The organism is Paenibacillus sp. J22P15, from assembly GCF_056269345.1.
Genome location: NZ_JBWDNT010000024.1, coordinates 1 through 21,547 on the forward strand (window position 1 = coordinate 1; position 21,547 = coordinate 21,547).

20 protein-coding genes are annotated in these 21,547 nt (G+C 45.5%); 19 read left to right on the forward strand and 1 reads right to left on the reverse strand.

Annotated features, from left to right (window positions below; all coding sequences use genetic code 11):
• Positions 1-376 precede the first annotated feature (376 nt).
• The 9 genes from AC0YN6_RS26775 to AC0YN6_RS26815 all read left to right on the forward strand — a co-directional run bounded on the left by AC0YN6_RS26775 (position 377) and on the right by AC0YN6_RS26815 (position 11,414).
• On the forward strand, positions 377-838 hold the full coding sequence (locus AC0YN6_RS26775; RefSeq protein ID WP_475750839.1) for a CtsR family transcriptional regulator: 462 nt from the start codon (positions 377-379) through the stop codon (positions 836-838).
• Between the two features lie 35 nt (positions 839-873).
• A complete protein-coding gene (locus tag AC0YN6_RS26780; RefSeq protein ID WP_475750840.1) occupies positions 874-1,395 on the forward strand; it encodes a UvrB/UvrC motif-containing protein in 522 nt (173 codons plus the stop codon).
• A gap of 28 nt (positions 1,396-1,423) precedes the next feature.
• Positions 1,424-2,503, forward strand: coding sequence for a protein arginine kinase (locus AC0YN6_RS26785; RefSeq protein ID WP_475750842.1), 1,080 nt, complete (start codon positions 1,424-1,426; stop codon positions 2,501-2,503).
• Between the two features lie 2 nt (positions 2,504-2,505).
• Entirely contained in the window at positions 2,506-4,965 is a 2,460-nt protein-coding gene (gene clpC / locus AC0YN6_RS26790; protein ID WP_475750844.1) for an ATP-dependent protease ATP-binding subunit ClpC, read from the forward strand.
• Positions 4,966-5,095: 130 nt separating this feature from the next.
• A complete protein-coding gene (locus AC0YN6_RS26795; protein ID WP_475750846.1) occupies positions 5,096-5,443 on the forward strand; it encodes an antibiotic biosynthesis monooxygenase in 348 nt (115 codons plus the stop codon).
• Between the two features lie 387 nt (positions 5,444-5,830).
• Positions 5,831-7,198: a DNA repair protein RadA gene (gene radA, locus AC0YN6_RS26800; protein WP_475750848.1), complete on the forward strand. Its 1,368-nt coding sequence runs from the start codon at positions 5,831-5,833 to the stop codon at positions 7,196-7,198.
• An 11-nt stretch (positions 7,199-7,209) separates the two neighbouring features.
• The gene (gene disA / locus AC0YN6_RS26805) at positions 7,210-8,286 is read left to right on the forward strand and encodes a DNA integrity scanning diadenylate cyclase DisA (RefSeq protein ID WP_475750850.1); all 1,077 of its coding nucleotides are present in this window, start codon (positions 7,210-7,212) and stop codon (positions 8,284-8,286) included.
• An 88-nt stretch (positions 8,287-8,374) separates the two neighbouring features.
• Positions 8,375-9,121, forward strand: a complete 747-nt coding sequence (gene pssA, locus AC0YN6_RS26810) for a CDP-diacylglycerol--serine O-phosphatidyltransferase (protein WP_475750851.1) — start codon at positions 8,375-8,377, stop codon at positions 9,119-9,121.
• Between the two features lie 205 nt (positions 9,122-9,326).
• Positions 9,327-11,414: a serine hydrolase gene (locus AC0YN6_RS26815; RefSeq protein ID WP_475750853.1), complete on the forward strand. Its 2,088-nt coding sequence runs from the start codon at positions 9,327-9,329 to the stop codon at positions 11,412-11,414.
• A 111-nt stretch (positions 11,415-11,525) separates the two neighbouring features.
• On the opposite strand, the gene AC0YN6_RS26820 is transcribed toward AC0YN6_RS26815, so the two are convergent.
• On the reverse strand, positions 11,526-11,921 hold the full coding sequence (locus AC0YN6_RS26820; RefSeq protein WP_475750855.1) for a nucleoside triphosphate pyrophosphohydrolase family protein: 396 nt from the start codon (positions 11,919-11,921) through the stop codon (positions 11,526-11,528).
• Positions 11,922-12,097: 176 nt separating this feature from the next.
• Here AC0YN6_RS26820 and AC0YN6_RS26825 point away from each other — a divergent pair, with 176 nt between their 5' ends.
• The 10 genes from AC0YN6_RS26825 to sigH all read left to right on the forward strand — a co-directional run bounded on the left by AC0YN6_RS26825 (position 12,098) and on the right by sigH (position 21,464).
• Complete coding sequence (locus tag AC0YN6_RS26825) at positions 12,098-13,192, forward strand: PIN/TRAM domain-containing protein (protein WP_475750857.1); 1,095 nt, start codon at positions 12,098-12,100, stop codon at positions 13,190-13,192.
• A 148-nt stretch (positions 13,193-13,340) separates the two neighbouring features.
• Complete coding sequence (ispD, locus tag AC0YN6_RS26830) at positions 13,341-14,060, forward strand: 2-C-methyl-D-erythritol 4-phosphate cytidylyltransferase (protein WP_475750859.1); 720 nt, start codon at positions 13,341-13,343, stop codon at positions 14,058-14,060.
• A complete protein-coding gene (gene ispF / locus AC0YN6_RS26835) occupies positions 14,057-14,539 on the forward strand; it encodes a 2-C-methyl-D-erythritol 2,4-cyclodiphosphate synthase (protein WP_475750861.1) in 483 nt (160 codons plus the stop codon). The genes ispD and ispF overlap by 4 nt, the downstream gene beginning before the upstream one ends.
• A 120-nt stretch (positions 14,540-14,659) precedes the next feature.
• Positions 14,660-16,132 (forward strand): glutamate--tRNA ligase, encoded by a 1,473-nt coding sequence (gltX, locus tag AC0YN6_RS26840; RefSeq protein WP_475750863.1) that lies wholly within the window; start codon positions 14,660-14,662, stop codon positions 16,130-16,132.
• Between the two features lie 522 nt (positions 16,133-16,654).
• Positions 16,655-17,317, forward strand: a complete 663-nt coding sequence (gene cysE, locus AC0YN6_RS26845) for a serine O-acetyltransferase (RefSeq protein WP_475750865.1) — start codon at positions 16,655-16,657, stop codon at positions 17,315-17,317.
• A complete protein-coding gene (gene cysS, locus AC0YN6_RS26850) occupies positions 17,314-18,756 on the forward strand; it encodes a cysteine--tRNA ligase (RefSeq protein WP_475750867.1) in 1,443 nt (480 codons plus the stop codon). The genes cysE and cysS overlap by 4 nt, the downstream gene beginning before the upstream one ends.
• Positions 18,753-19,181: a Mini-ribonuclease 3 gene (locus AC0YN6_RS26855; RefSeq protein WP_475750869.1), complete on the forward strand. Its 429-nt coding sequence runs from the start codon at positions 18,753-18,755 to the stop codon at positions 19,179-19,181. Before cysS ends, AC0YN6_RS26855 begins: the two co-directional genes overlap by 4 nt.
• Before the next feature lie 74 nt (positions 19,182-19,255).
• The gene (rlmB, locus tag AC0YN6_RS26860) at positions 19,256-19,984 is read left to right on the forward strand and encodes a 23S rRNA (guanosine(2251)-2'-O)-methyltransferase RlmB (protein WP_475750942.1); all 729 of its coding nucleotides are present in this window, start codon (positions 19,256-19,258) and stop codon (positions 19,982-19,984) included.
• Between the two features lie 3 nt (positions 19,985-19,987).
• Positions 19,988-20,512, forward strand: a complete 525-nt coding sequence (locus AC0YN6_RS26865; protein WP_475750870.1) for an NYN domain-containing protein — start codon at positions 19,988-19,990, stop codon at positions 20,510-20,512.
• 301 nt (positions 20,513-20,813) lie between these two features.
• Complete coding sequence (sigH, locus tag AC0YN6_RS26870) at positions 20,814-21,464, forward strand: RNA polymerase sporulation sigma factor SigH (protein ID WP_475750872.1); 651 nt, start codon at positions 20,814-20,816, stop codon at positions 21,462-21,464.
• Positions 21,465-21,547 lie beyond the last annotated feature (83 nt).

A 21,547-nucleotide genomic window follows, 5' to 3' on the forward strand; every position in this document is an offset into this window, starting at 1 on the left:
CGACCGTTAAGCCCTTCAGCGCCGATGGTACTTAGACCGCAGGGTCTTGGGAGAGTAGGACGTCGCCAAGCACGAGAGACCTATCGCATGTTATGCGATAGGTTTTTTGTTGTTTTTGTAAGCGTATGTTAACTTTATTGTACGGAATGGGTCTTGGAATGTATAAACAGCCTGCATCCGTACCAAGCTAATGGAAAATCAAATGAATCGAGCACTTGACCTTTTGCTAAAATTGCATATAATAAAATCAAGGTCAAAGAAAGTCAAAGTCAGTTGTCCGAATATTCGGTGATTATGTTATAATGATTGAAAGATTTATTTAATTTTTGTGTTTCAACTTTGGTTTTATTGGTTATTTCTCAGGGAGGTTGGTGGTTTGCGTAACATTTCCGATCTCATCGAACAGTATTTGAAGCATATGCTCCAAGATAGTCCAGAGGGAGCGGTAGAAATTCAACGTAATGACTTGGCTGATAAGTTTTCGTGTGTACCATCCCAAATCAACTACGTCATTAGCACTCGATTTACCATGGAGAAAGGATACATGGTTGAAAGTAAGCGCGGAGGCGGAGGCTATATCCGAATACAACGGATTGATCTTCCGGCACTGAAGACGATTCAATTCCACATCGAAGAAACGATTGGTGAATGTGTCGACCAAAGTGCTGCTGAAGGACTTATTTATCAGCTGGAGGAAGCAAGACTGATCTCCAAGCGGGAGGGAAACCTGCTCCGTGCTGCTGTGCATCGTGATACGATTGCACTCAAGCTGCCGCTAAGGGATGAAGTTCGGGCGAGGTTGCTCAGGACTATGCTGATCACACTGCTGGTTAAATAATAATAAGCCGCTTATACCGGGAGGAGGGATCAAGCTTGTTTTGCCAAGATTGCGGTAAAAAACCTGCTACGCTTCATTTTACAAAAATTATTAATGGAGAGAAGACCGAATTCCATATTTGTGAAAGCTGTGCTCGGGAGAAAGGCGAAGGTATTCCTGGCACACCGAATAGTTTTTCTATTCACAGCTTATTGTCAGGGCTTCTTGATTTCGAACAACTCAGCGGGTCAACCATTACCGGTATAAAGCAGCCAGCGCTTCGCTGCGAGGATTGCGGATTAACCTATACACAGTTCAGCAAGATTGGACGTTTCGGCTGCAGCTCCTGTTATCAAGCGTTTGAAAGTAAGCTTGATCCACTGCTCAAACGCGTTCACAGCAGTACTGTACACAGCGGCAAGATACCTAAGCGCTCAGGCGGGCAAATCCAGTGCAAGCGCGAGATTGAACAGCTGAGACGGGATTTGCAAGAGAAGATAGATCAAGAGGAATTTGAGAGCGCGGCTCAGCTGCGTGATCGCATACGTGAATTAGAGCGCAAAATGGCAGACCTTTAGGCTGGAATAGAAGGAGTGAAGGAATCTCTTGACTAAGCATCGATTCTCAGAGCATGCGCTTAGCGAATGGATGAGGGACGCAGGTCCCGAATCTGAAATTGTCATTAGCAGCAGAGTGAGAGTAGCCCGAAATTTACGTCATCAGCCTTTTCCATTACTAGCTACGAATCAGCAATCTAAGGATGTCATGGAACAGCTGACTGAAGTGAGCCAAAGCGGCAAGCTGAAGTCTATAGGTTCTTTTGAGACCATTGTGTTGTCAGATTTAAGCGAGCTTGATAAAAGGGTTCTTGTTGAAAAGCATTTAATCAGTCCTAATTTAGCGAACGAATCGCAATGCGGGGCCGTTATTTTAAGCAATAATGAATCTGTCAGCATAATGATTAACGAAGAAGATCATTTACGCATTCAATGTTTATATCCAGGTTTTCAAATCCAGGAAGCGTGGGCATTGGCCAGCGGAATTGACGATATTTTTGAAGAATCAGCTGACTATGCGTTTGATGAGAAACGCGGTTATTTAACGACATGCCCGACTAATGTTGGAACAGGCATAAGGGCTTCGGTCATGATGCATTTACCAGCACTTGTTTTAACGTCTCAGATTAATCGTATATTATCAGCAGTAACGCAGGTAGGCTTAGCAGTAAGAGGGCTGTACGGCGAAGGCAGTGAAGCACTTGGCAATTTGTTTCAAGTGTCCAACCAAATTACGCTGGGACAGTCTGAGACTGAAATTATTGATAACCTTTATGGTGTAGCAAGGCAAATTATCGAGCACGAGAAGGCAGCACGCAAGCGTCTTATGCAGGAATCGAGGCTGAGAACTGAGGATCGCGTAAAACGATCATTTGGCATTTTAGCTTACGCTTCAATTATGGATTCCAAGGAAGCAGCACAGCGGTTGTCAGATGTGCGGCTGGGCGCGGATCTTGGTATTTTGTCAGATGTAACACCGCAAGTGTTGAATGAACTTTTGGTCATGACTCAGCCTGGATTTTTACAACAAACCTTCGACGAGAAGATGAGTCCAGAGCAGAGGGATTTCAGGAGAGCAGAACTTATACGCAAGCAATTGCGCGGTGAAAAAGGCCATGGGGGTGCGTAAATATGATGTTTGGAAGATTTACGGAGCGAGCACAGAAGGTGCTAGCGTTGGCGCAAGAGGAAGCGGTTCGTCTCGGACATAACAATATTGGTACAGAGCATATTTTGCTAGGCCTTATTCGCGAAGGGGAAGGAATAGCGGCTAAAGCATTGATTGGATTAGGACTGGGGCTTGAGAAAATTCAAGACGAGGTTGAAGCGTTAATCGGTCGTGGACAAGAACAGCCGAATAACATTGCCTATACGCCACGCGCGAAAAAAGTAATTGAGCTTTCGATGGATGAGGCTAGAAAGCTTGGACATACGTATGTTGGAACAGAGCATATTTTACTTGGTTTAATTCGCGAAGGAGAAGGTGTTGCGGCACGAGTGCTCAACAACCTTGGCATTAGCCTTAATAAGGCTCGTCAACAAGTGCTGCAGCTGCTTGGAAGCAGCGAAGCAGTTTCGAGCAATCACGGTTCGCAGGCTAATGTTAGCACGCCTACGCTTGATGGTCTTGCAAGAGACTTGACTGCTTATGCGAAGGAAGGAAATCTGGATCCTGTTATCGGTCGGAGCAAGGAAATTGAGCGCGTCATTCAAGTGCTTAGCCGCCGGACGAAGAACAATCCAGTGCTAATCGGAGAGCCAGGGGTAGGTAAAACTGCAATCGCCGAGGGACTAGCGCAAAAGATTATCGAGAATGAAATTCCTGAAACTTTGCGCGATAAGCGTGTTATGACGCTGGATATGGGCTCTGTTGTAGCAGGAACGAAATACCGTGGAGAATTTGAAGATCGCTTGAAAAAGATCATGGATGAAATTCGCCAAGCGGGCAATATCATTCTATTCATTGATGAGCTTCATACGCTGATCGGTGCAGGCGGAGCAGAGGGTGCAATCGATGCATCCAACATTCTCAAACCTGCATTAGCGCGTGGTGAACTGCAATGTATTGGTGCAACTACGCTTGACGAGTATCGCAAATATATTGAAAAAGATGCAGCGCTTGAGCGCCGTTTCCAACCAATCACAGTGGATCAGCCTTCGCCGGAAGAAGCGATTCAAATTTTGTACGGTTTGCGTGATCGTTATGAGGCTCATCACCGTGTAAAAATTACAGATGAAGCTATCGTGCAAGCTGTGAAGCTATCGGATCGTTATATCCCAGATCGCTTCTTGCCGGATAAAGCGATTGACCTTATCGACGAAGCTGGGTCAAAGGTACGCTTACATTCTTATACGGTACCGCCAAATTTGAAGCAGCTTGAAAACCGTTTGGAAGATATCCGCAAGGAGAAGGATGCAGCGGTTCAAAGCCAAGAATTCGAGAAAGCGGCAGCACTGCGCGATACGGAGCAAAAGATTCGCGAAGAGCTCGATATCACGAAAAACCAGTGGAAAGAAAAACAAGGCCGTACCGATTCTGAAGTAACACCTGAGGATATTGCACAGGTTGTAGCAAGCTGGACGGGGATTCCTGTGAGCAAGCTGGCTGAAGAAGAGACAGAGCGGCTTCTGAAAATGGAGGATATCCTTCATGATCGGATCATTGGTCAAGATGATGCAGTTAAGTCGGTATCCAGAGCGATTCGTCGTGCTCGTGCCGGTCTTAAAGATCCGAAGCGTCCTATCGGCTCATTCATCTTCCTAGGGCCAACGGGTGTAGGTAAGACAGAGCTTGCAAGAGCGCTGGCTGAAGCTATGTTCGGAGATGAGAATGCAGTTATCCGTATCGACATGTCAGAGTATATGGAGAAACATTCGACTTCACGTTTAGTCGGAGCTCCTCCAGGGTATGTAGGCTACGAAGAAGGCGGACAGCTGACTGAGAAGGTACGCCGTAAGCCGTACTCCGTTGTATTGCTAGATGAGATCGAGAAAGCTCACCCTGAAGTATTTAACATTTTGCTTCAAGTGCTGGAGGATGGTCGCTTGACCGATTCCAAAGGTCGTGTCGTCGATTTCCGCAACACATTGATCATTATGACTTCCAACGTCGGAGCTGATCAAATTAAGCGTAATTCTTCGCTCGGTTTCACAGCCGTTCAGGATGCGGGACGTGATTTCCTTCAAATGAAGGATAAAGTGCTCAGTGAACTTAAGAAAAACTTCCGTCCAGAATTTTTGAACCGTATCGATGAAAGTATCGTGTTCCACTCGCTTGGCGAGGAGCATATTGCTCAAATCGTTACGCTGATGTCGGATGAGCTGCGCAAGCGGCTTCGTGAGCAGGAGGTTGACTTCATTCTGACGGATGCAGCGAAAGCGTTCCTCGCGAAGGAAGGCTATGATCCGCAATACGGAGCACGTCCGCTTCGCCGGGCTATCCAAAAACATATCGAAGACCGTCTGTCCGAAGATTTGTTGATGGGCAAGATCCAAAAAGGCGATACGTTCACTATTGATGAGAAAGATGGCGGCCTAACGGTTGCGAAGTCGATTTCGGAGCAAGAACCAGAAGAAACAGCAACGAAATAAGTATGTTATAAAACTGTCCCGTAATCAGAGCAGCTGTTTGCGGGACAGTTTTTCTTATTTTTATAAATTGACAATGATAATCATTATCGTATAATGAAACTAAAGTAATACATAGAATGGAGGAGCAACGATGATAGTTGTTACCAATACGATAAAAGTAAAAAAGGGTCACGGAGAGACGGTGGCAAAAAGATTTCAAAATTCTAAAGGTATAGATTTATCGGCTGGTTTTGTGCGAATGGAAGTATTGCTGACGGAAGGCTTGGAGGAATACGACGAGCTTAAAGTGAGTACCACGTGGGAAAATAAAGCTTCCTTCGACGGCTGGGTAAACAGTGATTCTTTCAGACAAGCTCATGCTCATAAAGGCAGTCAGCAGCAGGGTAATGAAGGTGAGCAAAAGGAAAGTGTGATGCTCGGCTCACAGGTGACAACGCATCGCGTGCTGGTTGCTCGGCAAGCTGGAATTGAAGTTTAGCATCTTCAGGACTTATAATATAAAAGACTGAACTCAAATAAATAAGGCTGAATTGGCGGCCAACATTTCGCTCTCTTATCCACTGTGGATAACGAGAGCGTTTTTTATGCTGATTTATCCATGAAGGCTATGGGGATATGTTGATGAGTTTGTGGATAATGTTGATAACTTGTTGGTAAATCTGTGGATAACGATAAAAATTACTGATGTGGATAAGTGAAGCATTGGGAAACGAATAATAAGCAGATTATCGCCTTTTATTCGTTAACAATGTGGGTTTATACCTGGATGATAAAATGGTAAACTTTATGTAGTGTGATTTTAAGCGAAATCGCTGGGACTAGTATCGTGAAATAGAGCTGGTCCATCACGTTTAAGGAGTATCGAATGGCCAAAATTAAAACAAAGTTTGTTTGCACAGAGTGTGGTACAGAATCGGCAAAATGGCTTGGGAAGTGTCCCGGCTGCCATGCTTGGAACTCTATGGTGGAAGAGAAAGAAACCGTTGTGAAAACGAAGGGCGTCGGATTGTCGTCGTTTCATGCGAAAGAAAAGCCGCAGTCCATCATACATATAGAAAGTGGGCAAGAGCCTCGTATAGAAACAAAGATGCTGGAGCTTAATCGAGTGCTCGGCGGCGGTGTTGTACCTGGCTCGCTAATTCTTGTTGGCGGTGATCCTGGTATCGGAAAGTCTACGCTGCTGCTGCAAACCTCTCATGCGCTTGCGGCGAAGGGATTGAAAGTGCTCTATATTTCTGGGGAGGAGTCGGTGCGACAAACGAGGCTTAGGGCAGATCGCCTTGGAGCGCTTACGGAATCGCTATATGTACTATGCGAGACCAATATGGAGCAAATTAACGATGCTATAGAATCGGTTCAGCCAGATTTTCTCGTGATTGACTCCATTCAAACCGTCTATGATCCAAACGTTCAATCTGCACCTGGGAGCGTGTCACAGGTTCGTGAATGTACGGCACATTTTATGCGAGTAGCCAAAATTAAAGGAATTGCAACGGTGCTTGTCGGCCATGTAACGAAGGAAGGCGCAATTGCCGGACCGAGGATGCTCGAGCATATGGTGGATTGTGTCCTTTATTTCGAGGGTGAGCGCCATCATACTTACCGGATTTTGCGAGCTGTCAAAAATCGCTTTGGCTCAACGAATGAGATTGGTATTTTCGAAATGGGCGAGGATGGGCTGCGGGAAGTTACCAATCCCTCTGAGCTGTTTTTGTCAGAACGTCCGCTTGGCGTATCAGGCTCCACAGTGGTTGCAAGTATGGAGGGTACCAGACCCGTGCTTGTGGAAATTCAAGCGCTTGTTGCAACAACTAACTTTCCATCTCCACGCAGAATGTCCACGGGTATTGATCATAACCGATTGGCACTCATCATTGCAGTGCTGGAGAAGCGAAACGGTATGTTTCTACAAACACAGGATGCGTATTTGAACGTAGCAGGTGGAGTCAAGCTCGACGAGCCGGCAGTCGATCTAGCAGCTGCGGTCAGCATAGCCTCCAGTTTTCGGGATGCTCCGACGAAGCCATTTGACGTTGTTTTTGGTGAAGTAGGACTGACGGGAGAGGTGCGCGGCGTATCGCGTGCAGAGCAACGGGTAAAGGAAGCCGAGAAGCTAGGATTTAAACGTGTCATTATGCCTGAGAAGAGCTTAAAGGGGTGGAAGCATCCGGCGGGCATAGAAATTATAGGCGTAACTACAGTGTCGGAAGCACTTAAGGCAACACTTGGATAGGGGGACAGACGATGAAGGAACCTACTCAGCTTGAAATTATGAATCAATTATTGCAATTAGTCGCACCAGGTACCCCTTTTCGTGATGGGCTTGAAAATGTGCTGCGGGCCAAAACGGGGGCATTGCTTGTTGTAGGTTATAGTCCAGAAGTAATGGAGGTCGTTGACGGAGGATTTTCTATCAATTGTGATTTCTCACCGAACTATTTGTATGAGCTTGCAAAAATGGACGGCGCGATTATTTTGAGCGAGGATATGCGCCGGATTCTATATGCAAATACGCAGCTTATTCCTAACAGCTCGATTCCGTCTATTGAAACAGGCATTAGGCACCGTACGGCTGAACGGGTAGCTAAGCAAACAGGCAAGCTGGTTGTATCGATCTCACAGCGTCGTAATATCATTACGTTGTATCAAGGCAACCTTCGCTACTCATTGAAGGACATGGGTGTAATTTTGACAAAGGCCAACCAAGCGATTCAAACGCTCGAGAAATATAAAGCAGTGCTTAGCCAGTCATTTACGAACCTCTCTGCGCTGGAGTTCGAAGAACTCGTTACGCTGCAGGAAGTGGCGCATGTTATTTTGCGGGTTGAAATGGTGCTGCGCATCAAGATGGAAATTAAGCGTTATGTGAATGAGCTAGGCACGGAAGGCCGACTTATCAGCATGCAAATGGATGAGCTTGTAGGCGGCGTAGAAGAGGAAGCCTGGTACTTACTTAAGGATTATGCCAAAGAAAATTCGGATGAGAAGATACGCGAAATTCGGGCAGGTCTCAAGAAGCTAAGCTCTGATGAACTGCTGGATGCGCCGCCAATCATCCGTTTGATCGGTTATCCACATACGAGCAATATGAACGATGAATCGGTATCTCCGCGTGGTTATCGCCTGCTGAATAAGATTCCGAGGCTGCCGCTTATTATTATGAACAATTTGATTGAAACCTTCGGAAGATTGCCTCATATTTTGATGGCGACGATCGAAGAATTGGATGAGGTTGAAGGGATTGGCGAGGTACGGGCACGTGCGATTAAAGAAGGTCTCAAGCGGATCCAAGAGCAGATGTTCATTGACAGGCAAATCTAAATCCCATACAATGGATTGAATGTGATCCTATAACTTGGAGATACATTCGTTAAGGTTTTTGGGGCATAGTAGAGAAGAGGTGGAAAAGATGATCACAAAATCGATACCGAGCCTTCTCACGGTGGGGAACTTATTCCTAGGAGTAATCGCCATCATTCTTGTATTTAATGAAAAACCAGATACTGCGGCAATGATGGTGTTAATCGCCATGCTGCTTGATGGTGTAGACGGACGCGTTGCTCGGGCGCTGAACGTTCAAAGTGAATTCGGTAAGGAGCTGGACTCATTATCCGATGTGATTTCGTTTGGCGTAGCGCCGGCATTTATTATGTATGTAGTCGCTTTTCAAGAGCTTAATCCAGCCTTTGCTTGGATTGTAACGGCACTGTTTCCGATTTGCGGGGCATTGCGCCTTGCTCGTTTCAACGTGATATCAAGTGCGCCTGGATACTTTATCGGCTTGCCTATACCGGCTGCGGGTGGTGTGCTAGCGACTCTAGCTTTGTTTAAAGATGATATTTATGTATCGGTGCTGCTTGCAAGTACTGTATTGTTATCCATCTTAATGGTTAGTACGATTAAATATCCGAATTTCAAAAAGGTCGGCATACCGAAGAGCGCAGTATGGGTTGTCCCTATTGTCATTGTGGTTTCTGTCGTATTAGGTCTTCTATTTAAAAATGACTTATCCAAAATATTGTTTGTACCGCTGCTGCTTTATGCGCTGTACGGCCTAAAAAAAAACGTTGATCGCCGTTTACCCAAGCGAAACCGTAAACGGAAGAAACGGGATGAAGACACAGAGGATCCTGTTCAATCAGAGAAGCCAGCTTAAGTTGCTTAAAATATTGAATAAGAAATAGCGTTCCAAGCACAGATCTTCTTGCTCGGGGCGTTATTTTTTTTGTCTTCCCTTATGGATGAAAGCAATGATGTCCTCTTTTTAACAATCTTTTTTGGAATAATATTGAAACGATTCTCCATCCAAATTCGTATTTAGTAGGCAATCAAAATCGAATTCGAATGGAGAAGATGCTGGTTTGAAACGACTATTTAGTATTAAAAAGCCGTCTTTATGGACCAAAACGATTGTTACTGCTGCTTTATCAGTTAGCCTGCTGGCTCCAGCCGTATATGCAGCCCCCGTGGATCCGAGTGCTGCGCTTGCTCCAAAAGCGTTAAATACTGAAAATGCCGCAGCGTTTCTGGATGATTTCTTTGCATCGGAACAAATCAAATCGCAATATGTAGGAGCCTCTGTCGTTATTGTGAAGGATGGTAAAACAGTCGCACAGCGAGGTTATGGCCTAGCGGATCTGGAAACGAAAAAACCTGTCGATCCTGCTTCAAGCGTGTTTCGTATCGCCTCAGTGTCCAAGACCTTTACCGCAGCGGCGGTTATGCAGCTTGTAGAGCAGGGGAAGATCGGCCTTCAAGACGATTTCACCAAGTACGTAAAGGATTTGAAGTTCGACAATCCATTTGGCAAACCGATTACGATTGAGAATTTACTTACGCATACGACTGGTTTTGAGATACGTGATCCGCAGCCAGAGGATATACATACCGACTTCGGGAAAGTTGTTGAAATTGAAGACTATGTTCGCAAGCAGATGCCTTCTGTCGTTCGGGAGCCGGGCAGCGCGTACATGTATGATAACTTTGCTTCGATGCTGCTTGGATTAATTGTACAAAAAGTTAGCGGTGTACCTTTTAACGATTATATGGAGCAGAACATATTCAAGCCACTGCATATGGATTCAAGCCGTTTTTTACTCGATAAGAAGCTTAAAGAAAATCTTGTTTCGGAATACGATGCGGTGAACGGCAAACATGAACTTTACGCAGTTACTCCTACTGTAATGCCGCAAGGAGGGATGTTCTCTACTTCTGAAGACATAGGTAAGTTCATGATTGCTTTTCTGAACGGCGGCACAACAGAATCCGGTCGCATCCTTAAGCAAGTGACCGTTGATCAGATGGAAACGTATCGTTCCCAAATTCATCCGTTAATGCCGAACACAACCTATGGTTTTGAAGCGCCTATCCAGCTTCCTGGAGCGGGAAGCAGCTCTTCCGTAATTGCGAAACTGGGAGATATTGTGGGGACAAGCTCGCTTATGTTCCTTATACCGGAACAAAAGACGGGAGTATTTATCACGTACAACAAGCTGGGCCCTCTTCGTGATTTCTTCTATCAGGCTTTTATTAAATCGTTTTTCCCGGTGTATGCTGAACCTGCCAAGCTTGACGCATTCACGCCAAATACGAGTAATCAGTTAGATAAATTCACGGGCATTTATACTGACCTTCGTATTGGTCAACTAAATACATCAATAGAAGCAGATGATAAAGGCAATTTAATGATTTCAGATGCTTTCATCGGACCTCGCGTGCTTAAGCAGGTAGATAACAACCTGTTTGTAGATAGTCTTTCTGGAAACTTCACGGCATTTGCGTTAGGGTCTGGCGATGAAGTACTTTACTTAAAGGAGCCATATCTGAATCCGCTCGGCTATGGGATGAAACATAAAGCACCGACCTTGTTTGCTGATATTGCGAAAAATCATCCGTATGAGAAAGCGATCTATACGCTGAAAACGTTAGGTCATTACTCAGAGATTGGGGATGAGAAATTTAATCCCGAGCAATCTGTCACTCGTGGACAATTTGTTAAGCATCTTATGGAGATTAGCGGATTAAAAGGAAGCAGCACGGAAGAACTCGTTTTTACGGATTTGAAAGGCCATTCGGCAGCGGCTTTTGTCCAGCAGGCTTATGAGCTTGGACTGGTCAAAGGAACAACAACGAATCGGTTCGAGCCGAATCGTAGCATTACTCGTCAAGAAGCGGCCGTTATGATGTGGCGCGTCTTCTCTCAGCAGTATCCAGCAGAGTTGTTCGAATCGGTTAAGCTCTCCGGAGAGACTGATGTATGGGCGCTGCCAGCTGTGAAGATGATCGTTAAGCTCGGCATCTATGGACCAGAGGTTCAAGAGTCAGAGAAAGGCATTTTCAATTATTATTCTAAGAAAGTTCTGAACCGCCAAGAGGAAGCTGCTATTTTATATTCTCTTCTTACACGTCCGTTAGATGTTATTGTTTCTGGGTTCATGCAACAGAAGTAGCCGTAGTAGCGCTATAAAAGAGGCCTCCCAATATGGGAGGCCTCTTGTGTATTTCGATGTTCAGAGAAAGAGACGATAGACTCTTCCTCTCTCGATTAATGTATTTCATCGTTACGTTAAATTAAACAAGCCTAAAGTCGAGCATTTGTCGTACTCGTCAGCGATAACCTCATCGAGTTGGATATTCAGTAAATTGCATAGCGCAGTCATATAAAACAAGTTGCGGCCAAGATCAGCTTTAAGTGCGTCGCGGCAATGCTCACATACGGCTCCGGTCAGATGGCTTTGTAGAGTCGTTTTGGCATTTTCAAGATTTAGTTCGTTTGAGTACTGCTGCTTGCGGGCATTTAATTCAATACATCCGCAATCTGTAACTGCTTTCGTTACTGCACGATTAACCGAAGCGCCTGACTGTCCAAATTTGGACATAACATCTAGCAAGCTGCGGTGCCGTAGCAGCAATTCGGATACTTGCTGCTGAAATTGATCCAGTGTAGGAGCACTCATCGGTTCCACCTCTTTCACCAACCTCTTATGTTTTATTCTTATTATACATTATAAGCTTCATATCCAGCTTTTACAAAATGTGAATTATTAAAATTTATAAATGTTTGCAATTAATACGCGCCCCCACGGTTAGCGAGCCAATTATTGGAACATAATTGTAGTGGAGGTGAACCATAATGGTTAGACGAATAATTCAAATATTGGGTATGTTGTTCGGTGGTATGGCAGGCGGTGAAGTATACGGATGGGTAAATGGAGCGGCCGTATGGTCTGGCTCATCCTTCGGAATGCTACAGCGATCCGGCACTTATTACATGAATGTAGCAATTGGCGCGGTTTTTGGTGTAGTTGTGGCAACGATGGTAGCGGGGCAAGTCATTCGTTATATGCAGAAGGGTGCGGAGCAAACAGCGGCTCTTCCGATGCAGCAGCTTTTTGCGGGGGCAGGCGGACTGCTTGCAGGTTTATTGCTCACTGTATTGATCTATCCGGCAGTTTCCGGTCTAGAGGGTATTGGGAGCCTACTACCTGCTGCTATGATGTTATGCTTCGGTTATTTAGGCATGCGAATTGGCTTGCATAAGCAGGAAGAGTTGGCAGAAGGCTTTGCAGCTCTGCTGGAGAAACGCAGAACTGCGCCAGTAGACGAAGCGGGCGGGTATGAGGAGCATAAGATACTGGATACGAGCGTTATTATTGATGGACGAATTGCAGATATTTGCAAGACAGGTTTTATTGAAGGAACTCTAGTTATTCCTGAGTTTGTGCTTGAGGAATTGCAGCATATTGCAGATTCTTCTGATTTACTGAAGCGCAACAGAGGACGCCGCGGGCTCGATATTTTGAACAAGATTCAGAAAGAGCTGGATGTTAAGGTACTTATTTATGAAGGTGATTTCGAAGAAATCGGAGAAGTGGACAGCAAACTTGTTAAGCTTGCTAAGGCGCTTCATGGTAAGGTTGTTACCAATGACTTCAATTTAAACAAAGTATGCGAGCTTCAAGGTGTATCGGTGCTCAACATTAATGATTTGGCTAATGCCGTAAAGCCGGTTGTTCTACCAGGAGAAGAAATTATTGTACAAGTGATAAAAGACGGCAAAGAGCATGGTCAAGGTGTAGCCTATTTGGATGACGGAACGATGATTGTCGTTGAGGGCGGACGTGAATATATTGGGACGACGATGGAAGTGCTTGTAACGAGCGTACTCCAAACGTCAGCGGGCCGAATGATATTTGCGAAGCCGAAGTTGTTGGAAAAAGCGCAGTAACGAGGTATGATAGTACTATTGTTACAGCGCAAACGGCTAACGTCGACAATTGGCGGCACAAGCTCGTTTCGCAGCGAAAGGTAAGTCTATTTATAAACTAAGTTTTATAGATACTTACTTTTAACTCAGTGTGAGGCGGGTCGAAGGCATGGGAGCAGATTGGGGAGTTATCATCGTAGCGGCCGGACGAGGCACGCGGATGGGTACGAAAGAAAGTAAGCAGTATTTGAAGCTAGGGGACAAGCCTATTCTTGTTCATACGCTAGAGTTGTTTCAGTCAATGGATTTGGTTAAAGAAATGGTTCTGGTCGTAGGCAGTGAGGATGTGGAGCGCTGCCGCAATTGGGCTTCCCTATATGGCATAACGAAGGTAACGGCTGTTGTAGCCGGGGGAAAAGAACGACAGCATTCCGTGTACTATGGTCTGCAGGAGCTGAAGAGCGACTGGGTGATGGTACACGACGGAGTACGTCCGCTTGTATCCGCGAATGCCGTCCGTGCTTGCTGCTCGCAAGCTGAGCAGAGCGGTGCTTCTGTACTGGCTGTTCCAGTTAAAGATACGATTAAACAAGTGAATGAAGCGGGAATTATCGTTTCGACACCGGACCGTCGAAGCTTGTGGGCGATACAAACGCCGCAAGCTTTTCGACGTGTTCTACTGCTGGAGGCGCATGAGCGTGCGCTTGCAGAACAGTTTATTGGAACAGATGACGCAATGGTAGTAGAGCGTATGGGCGCAAGCGTCACTGTGGCAGAAGGCGAATACACGAATATAAAAATTACGACGCCTGAAGATTTACCGTGGGCGGAATTTTTGCTTGCGAAGCGTCATGCTGATAAGGTAGAGGGGAATGGTGAGCAAGGATGATTCGAGTTGGAAATGGATTTGATGTGCATCAATTGGTAGAAGGCCGTCCGTGCATTATTGGGGGAGTAACGATCCCATATGAGAAAGGCTTGCTAGGTCATTCTGATGCGGATGTCTTGCTGCATGCGATAACGGATGCGGTTCTAGGAGCGCTTGGACTTGGTGATATTGGTAAACATTTTCCTGATACGGATGCGGCATATAAAGATGCCGACAGCTTGAAGCTGCTTGAGGATGTGTGGAAGCTTGTGCGCGAGCGCGGTTATAAGCTTGGCAACATCGATTCCACGATTATTGCTCAGAAGCCCAAAATGCTTCCGTATATTCCACAAATGGCTGAAATTATTGCAAAGGCACTGGAGGCAGACATCACGCAGGTGAATGTAAAAGCGACGACTACGGAGCAGCTTGGTTTCACAGGGAGAGGCGAAGGAATTGCAGCGCAATCCGTTGTCTGTCTGATCAAGGATGTGCTATGATCGGGAGTATTCATTAAGCAGAGCATGCTTACGAAGCTAGATTTTGCTTCGCAAAACTTTATTGGTATATGCTTACGAAGCTAGATTTTGCTTCGCAAAACTTTTAGGAGGTAATTCAAGATGACTGCAGAAGTTCGAGTACGTTATGCCCCATCTCCAACGGGTCATTTACATATTGGTAATGCTAGAACGGCCTTATTCAATTATTTGTTCGCAAGAAACCAAGGCGGTAAATTTATTATTCGGATTGAAGATACAGACGTAAAGCGTAATGTTGAGGGCGGAGAAGAAAGCCAGCTTAAATATTTGAAATGGCTCGGCATGGATTGGGACGAGAGCATCGATATCGGCGGCGGGTACGGTCCTTATCGCCAGACAGAGCGTCTTGATATTTATAACAAGTACTGGCAGGAACTGCTGGATCGTGGTCTTGCTTATCGTTGCTACTGCTCAGAGGAAGAGCTTGAGAAGGAGCGGGAAGAGCAAACGGAGCGCGGTGAAACCCCTCGTTACTCCGGAGCGCACCGCAATTTGTCGGAGGATCAGCGCCAAGCATTCGAAGCAGAAGGACGTATTCCAAGTATTCGCTTTCGTGTTCCAGAGGGACGGACGTATGCTTTTGACGATATCGTTAAAGGCTCGATCAGCTTCGATACAACGGAGATGGGTGATTTCGTCATCGTGAAGAAGGATGGCATTCCAACTTACAACTTTGCTGTCGTGCTGGACGATTATTTGATGAAAATCAGTCATGTTTTGCGTGGGGAGGACCATATCTCCAATACGCCTCGTCAATTGATGATTTATGAAGCGTTTGGTTGGGAAGCGCCGAAATTCGGTCATATGACGCTTATCGTTAACGAACAGCGTAAAAAACTAAGCAAACGGGATGAATCCATCATTCAGTTTATTTCACAATATGATGATCTTGGTTACTTGCCTGAAGCGATGTTCAACTTTATTACCTTGCTAGGCTGGTCGCCAGAAGGCGAGCAGGAAATGTTCACTCGCGAAGAGCTTGTTAACGTGTTTAATCCTGAGCGACTAAGTAAAAGCCCTGCTGTATTTGATACGCAGAAGCTTAGCTGGATGAACAATGAATATTTGAAAAAAACGGATTTGACTCGCCTTGTAGATCTTTGCTTGCCGCATCTTCAAAAAGCAGGTCGTGCAGCTGTAGATCTTGATGCAGAAGGAAGAGCATGGGTGACGGATCTTGTTGCACTCCATCAGGATAAGCTGCGTTATGCTTCTGAAATCGTACCTATGACTGAGCTATTCTTCCGCGAAACGGTAGAGGATGAAAGCGAAGCTGCTGAAGTTCTTGCTGAGGGACAGGTGCCCGCTGTGCTTCAAGCCTTCTTAGCAAAAATTGAAGCGGGAGAAATACCATTTCAAGTGGATGGCATTAAAGAAATGATTAAAGCTGTTCAGAAGGAAACAGGTTTTAAAGGTAAACAGCTCTTTATGCCGATTCGTGCTGCGCTTACTGGACAAACACATGGTCCTGACTTGAATCAATCGCTTGCCTTGCTTGGCAAGGAGAAGGTTGCACAGCGTCTACGCGATCGATTGGCTGGCTTTGGAGCATAGGCACCCATCATAAATGTTAATGTGGGTAAACATAATGCCCTTGTCACATTTTTGGGTATTCGGTATACTATGACTAATAAATAATAGAATGAATCAAACGGCCATGAACAGGAGAAGTACGTTTGCTTGTGGATTCGCAGAGAGGACAACCGTCATTCAAGTCGGAGTCGCATCGTAATGTGACTATGAGGAAACAGAATGTGGCTGCAAGTTGTCTGGTCCGCCGAACGGAAATATGCACCTGGGAGCTTTGTTCCGAGCTGCTTCAGTAAGAAATATATCATCATAAAGATGAGCGGAGACGCTTAGTCGTTCTTGATGGTGTGTATTTGACTGGGCAGGGTAGGCAGCAACGTAACGTCTGCGTTAAAGACCTTAAGATGAACGATCTTCAGTGAGGGAAGCTGTCGATTTGTTCGAGCAGAGTGGAACCGCGAGATAACACGCCTCTGCAGCATAATATGCTGCAGAGGCTTTTCTTTTATTAGAAATTTATGAGCGTAGGATAAAGGAGCATAGCTTATGTTTCGTCATTTTCGATCGGACATATCAGCGGTTTTTGAGAATGATCCGGCTGCTCGCAGTCGCTTCGAGGTTATTTTCACCTATTCAGGCTTACACGCCATATGGGCTCATCGCATTGCCCATCCCTTGTATCGCAAAGGCTGGTTTACGACAGCCCGCTTAATCTCTCAGGTAGGCCGCTTTATGACTGGCATCGAGATTCATCCAGGCGCTAAGATCGGAGAACGATTATTCATCGATCACGGAATGGGTGTCGTCATTGGCGAGACTTGTGAAATCGGTGATGATGTCGTTATTTATCAAGGTGTAACTCTCGGTGGAACAGGGAAAGAAAAAGGTAAGCGTCATCCGACAATTGGCAATAATGTAGTTATAGGCTCAGGAGCCAAGGTGCTCGGTTCATTTCAGGTGGGCGAATTTTCTAACATAGGGTCGAATGCGGTTGTACTTCGGGAGGTTCCTACAAACTGTACAGTAGTTGGAAACCCAGGGCGTGTCGTTAGAAGAAATGGGGAGCGTGTAGGCGACCGGCTTGATCATACGCAGCTGCCCGATCCTGTCATTGAGATGTTCCGTGCGATGCAGAAGGAAATAGACGAATTGAAATCCGAGCTGGTGAAGCTTGGGAATCCAGTAGCTGGAGGAGAAATACGAAAATGACAGTATCCATTTATAATACAGTGTCGCGGCTTAAAGAGCCCTTTGTACCGCAAGAGCCAGGTAAAGTGAAAATGTACGTTTGCGGACCAACAGTCTATGATTACATTCATATCGGTAATGCAAGGCCCGTCATTTTCTTTGATGTCGCTCGTCGTTATTTAGAGGATATCGGGAACGAGGTTCAATATGTCGTTAACTTTACAGACGTAGATGATAAGCTAATTCGAAAAGCAGAGCAGCTTGGGACGACCGTACCTGAAGTAGCGGAAAAGTTCATAGCAGCATTTTACGAAGATATTGAAGCGCTGGGTGTTCACAAGGCAACGCTTAATCCGAGAGTAACGGAACATATTCCTCAGATCGTAACGTTTATTCAAGATCTAATTGATAAAGGCTATGCTTATATGAGTGAAGGCGATGTCTATTATCGTACAGCTGCATTTGCCGATTACGGCAAGCTTTCGCATCAGAATATTGAAGAGCTTCAATTCGGAATTCGAGTTGAAATTGGCGATCGTAAAGAAAATCAACAGGACTTTGTTTTGTGGAAAGGCGCAAAGCCGGGAGAAATTAAGTGGGAGAGTCCATTTGGTGATGGACGCCCAGGTTGGCATATTGAATGCTCGGCAATGGCTCGCACTTACCTTGGCGATACACTTGATATTCACGGCGGCGGACATGATTTGCAATTCCCTCATCATGAATGTGAGGTGGCACAATCGGAGGCGCTAACGGGTAAGCCGCTGGCGAACTATTGGATGCACAACGGTTATATTCATATCAACAATGAGAAAATGTCCAAATCGCTTGGAAACGGCATTACGGTGCATGAACTGGTGAAGCGGGTTAAGCCGCATGCTATCCGTTACTTTATGCTTGCTACACATTATCGCAGTCCGCTGAATTTCAGCGATGATACGATTGCTCAAGCTGAGAATAGCGTGGAGCGCATTGCAAACAGCGCAGCAAATCTAAAACATAGACTTTCATCATTTGATGGCGGGCTTACTCAAGCGGCAGGCAAGGGGAATGGTCTTGTTCCATCTGGCGATGAAGCACTTGATGCTAGACTTAAACTGATACACGAACAATTCCATGCAAAAATGGGTGATGATTTCAATACACCGGATGCGATAACTACGGTGTTTGATTTGGTTGCAGAGGCTAATCAATATTTGAATCGCTCCGATGCTGCTCCAAGTGCTGTCTACGCTTTATTGACGCTGCTTGAACGTATGGATGCCGTGCTTGGCTTGCTGCCTCAGCAGCAAGCAGACGCAGAGCTGCTTGCTGCGGATATCGAACAGCTTATTGTAGAGCGGACTGAAGCTCGCCAGTCGAAAAACTGGGCAAGAGCGGATGAAATACGTGATTTGCTGATCGAAAAAAACATTGTCCTTGAGGATACACCGCAAGGTATCCGTTGGCGGCGCAAATGAGCGAGCATAACGAGTTGAACATGCTGCTCTTTCATCCGCCAGCCAAATCGCCGCAGCTCATGAATCCAGTTGTGCTCGCTTATATGGGAGATGCTGTTTTTGAACTGCTCGTAAGGCAATATTTTATTTCGCTTCCGAATCAGAAGTCACACCATCTTCATCGTGAAGCGACGAAATTCGTATCCGCTAAGGGACAAAAGAAAACGTTGGATATCTGGCAGCCTCACTTGACGGAGGAAGAGGCGGACATCGTCCGTCGCGGCCGCAATTCGAAATCAGGAGCTCCTCCCAAAAATGCTGATTTAGCTGATTACCGTCTAGCTACCGCTTTGGAGAGTTTGGTCGGATACCTCTACTATGAAGGCCGGATAGATAGAATAAATGAACTGTTTGCGATTGCAATTCAGAAGCATGAGAATAAATAAGGCTCTTTGAGCGATGTGAGAAAATTAGAGGAGGGTTTAAGGTGACAGAGGAAACATTGCAAGACCAAGATGAAATGATTGCCGGTAAACATCCTGTGCTGGAAGCTCTGCGTTCCGGCCGTGAGATTAATAAAATATGGATCGCTGACGGTGCACAGAAAACGTTGACGCAGCCGATTGTTGCGGAAGCCAAAAAAGCCGGTATCGTCGTACAGTTTGTAGACAAGAGGAAACTCGACAGCTTAGTTCCTGGAGTTACACATCAGGGCGTTGTTGCTCAGGCAGCCGCTTTCGCTTATGTGGAGGTTGAGGAGATACTGGAGAGAGCGAAGCAACGTGATGAGGTTCCTTTTATCTTGCTGTTGGATGAAATTGAAGATCCTCATAACTTAGGCTCTATCCTGCGTACAGCTGAATGCACAGGCGTCCATGGCGTCATTATTCCGAAGCGTCGTGCTGCTGGACTGACGGCTACGGTATTGAAAACTTCTGCAGGTGCAGCTGAGCATGTACCGGTTGCTCGTGTGACCAATTTAGCCCAGACCATCGAAAAGCTTAAGGAAGCGGGAGTATGGGTAGCAGGTACCGATGTAAGTGCTTCACAGGATGTATATAAAATGAAATTTGATATGCCGCTTGTAGTAGTAATTGGCAACGAGAACAAGGGTATGGGGAGACTCATTAAGGAGAAGTGTGATTTTCTCGTTAAACTCCCAATGCTTGGCCAATTGAACTCGCTAAATGCTTCTGTTGCAGCCGGTGTTCTTATGTATGAGGTCGTTCGGCAGCGCCGGAGCATTTAGATTATGAACCGGCGCGACGATATTTTATTAGTCGACGGTTATAACATAATTGGTGCCTGGCCGGTACTCGAGAAGCTGAAGGAACATGATCTGGAAGACGCGCGGGACAAGTTGTTGGATTTAATGGCGGACTATCAAGGTTTTACAGGTATGAAAGTTTATATCGTGTTTGACGCTCATCAGGTTCCTGGAATAGGCGCCACTTACCGGCACCATAGGTTGACTATTGTCTACACGAAAGAGAAGGAAACAGCTGATGAATGTATTGAACGCCTTTGCTCGGAGTTGTTTGCAAGGCGCAGAAATATTTACGTAGCGACTTCTGATTTGGTAGAGCAGCATGTGGCATTCGGTAAGGGGGCGCTCCGTATATCCGCTCGAGAGCTGCTTATAGATATTAATCAAAACCGTAAAGACATTGAACTTACCCTCCGTGAGGATAAGCCAGGTAAACGCAATTCGGTAGACGGGATGGTTAGTCTTGAGATACGCAGTCAGCTTGAGAAACTTCGCCGCGGGAAGAAGTAAATGGAATAAGAGTATTATAAGGTGCAAAAAGGATCTGGAATGAATAGCGATCAACATTCCACTAAGTTACAAAATCACCAGTATATTGATAGATTTCGGGGTGTGGATTGGTTGACGGTGTAAGGTTACATAATGTATACTGACTCTATTATTAGCGATAAGAACGTGTTGATTTTACTCAGTATACATTCTTATCTTTCGACGTGAAACGCTGTTGATCTCATAACAATGAGTTCAATCAGATAGCTTTGCGTGAATACGAATCTAGCAGTGTACGCCTTGCAGGCCGGAGGGATAGTTCGTGAGTATCGACCTCAAAGAATGGAGTACGCTCGAGTATGACAGCAGTACGGACGAGGATATCGTCGAAGCGGTCCGCAATGGCGACAGCATGGCGTTGGAATATTTGATCAACAAGTATAAGAATTTTGTGAGAGCTAAAGCGCGTTCATATTTTCTTATAGGTGCGGATCGTGAAGATATCGTGCAGGAGGGTATGATTGGTCTATATAAAGCAATTCGAGATTTCAAAGGGGACAAGCTTGCAAGCTTCAAAGCCTTTGCTGAATTGTGCATAACAAGGCAAATTATTACCGCCATCAAAACAGCCACGCGTCAAAAACACATTCCGCTAAATTCCTACGTATCGCTCGATAAGCCCATTTATGATGAAGATTCGGATCGCACGCTGTTGGATGTCATTTGTGGTACGCGAGTATCTGATCCAGAAGAATTAATTATTAATCAAGAAGAATTCATCGGCTTAGAAGATAAGATGTCCGAAATATTAAGCGACCTTGAACGTAAGGTGCTTATGCTTTATTTGGATGGAAGATCGTATCAGGAGATTGCTGTTGATTTGGATCGGCATGTGAAATCCATTGACAACGCACTTCAACGGGTGAAACGTAAGCTCGAACGCTACTTGGAAGTCAGAGACCTTAGCGGTTAGCCGCATTCATAAGTAAATAATGTTTTACGAGGACTGTCTTCCAGCTGGCGGTGTCTAGGTGGAATCTACGGTCCTTTCTGTTT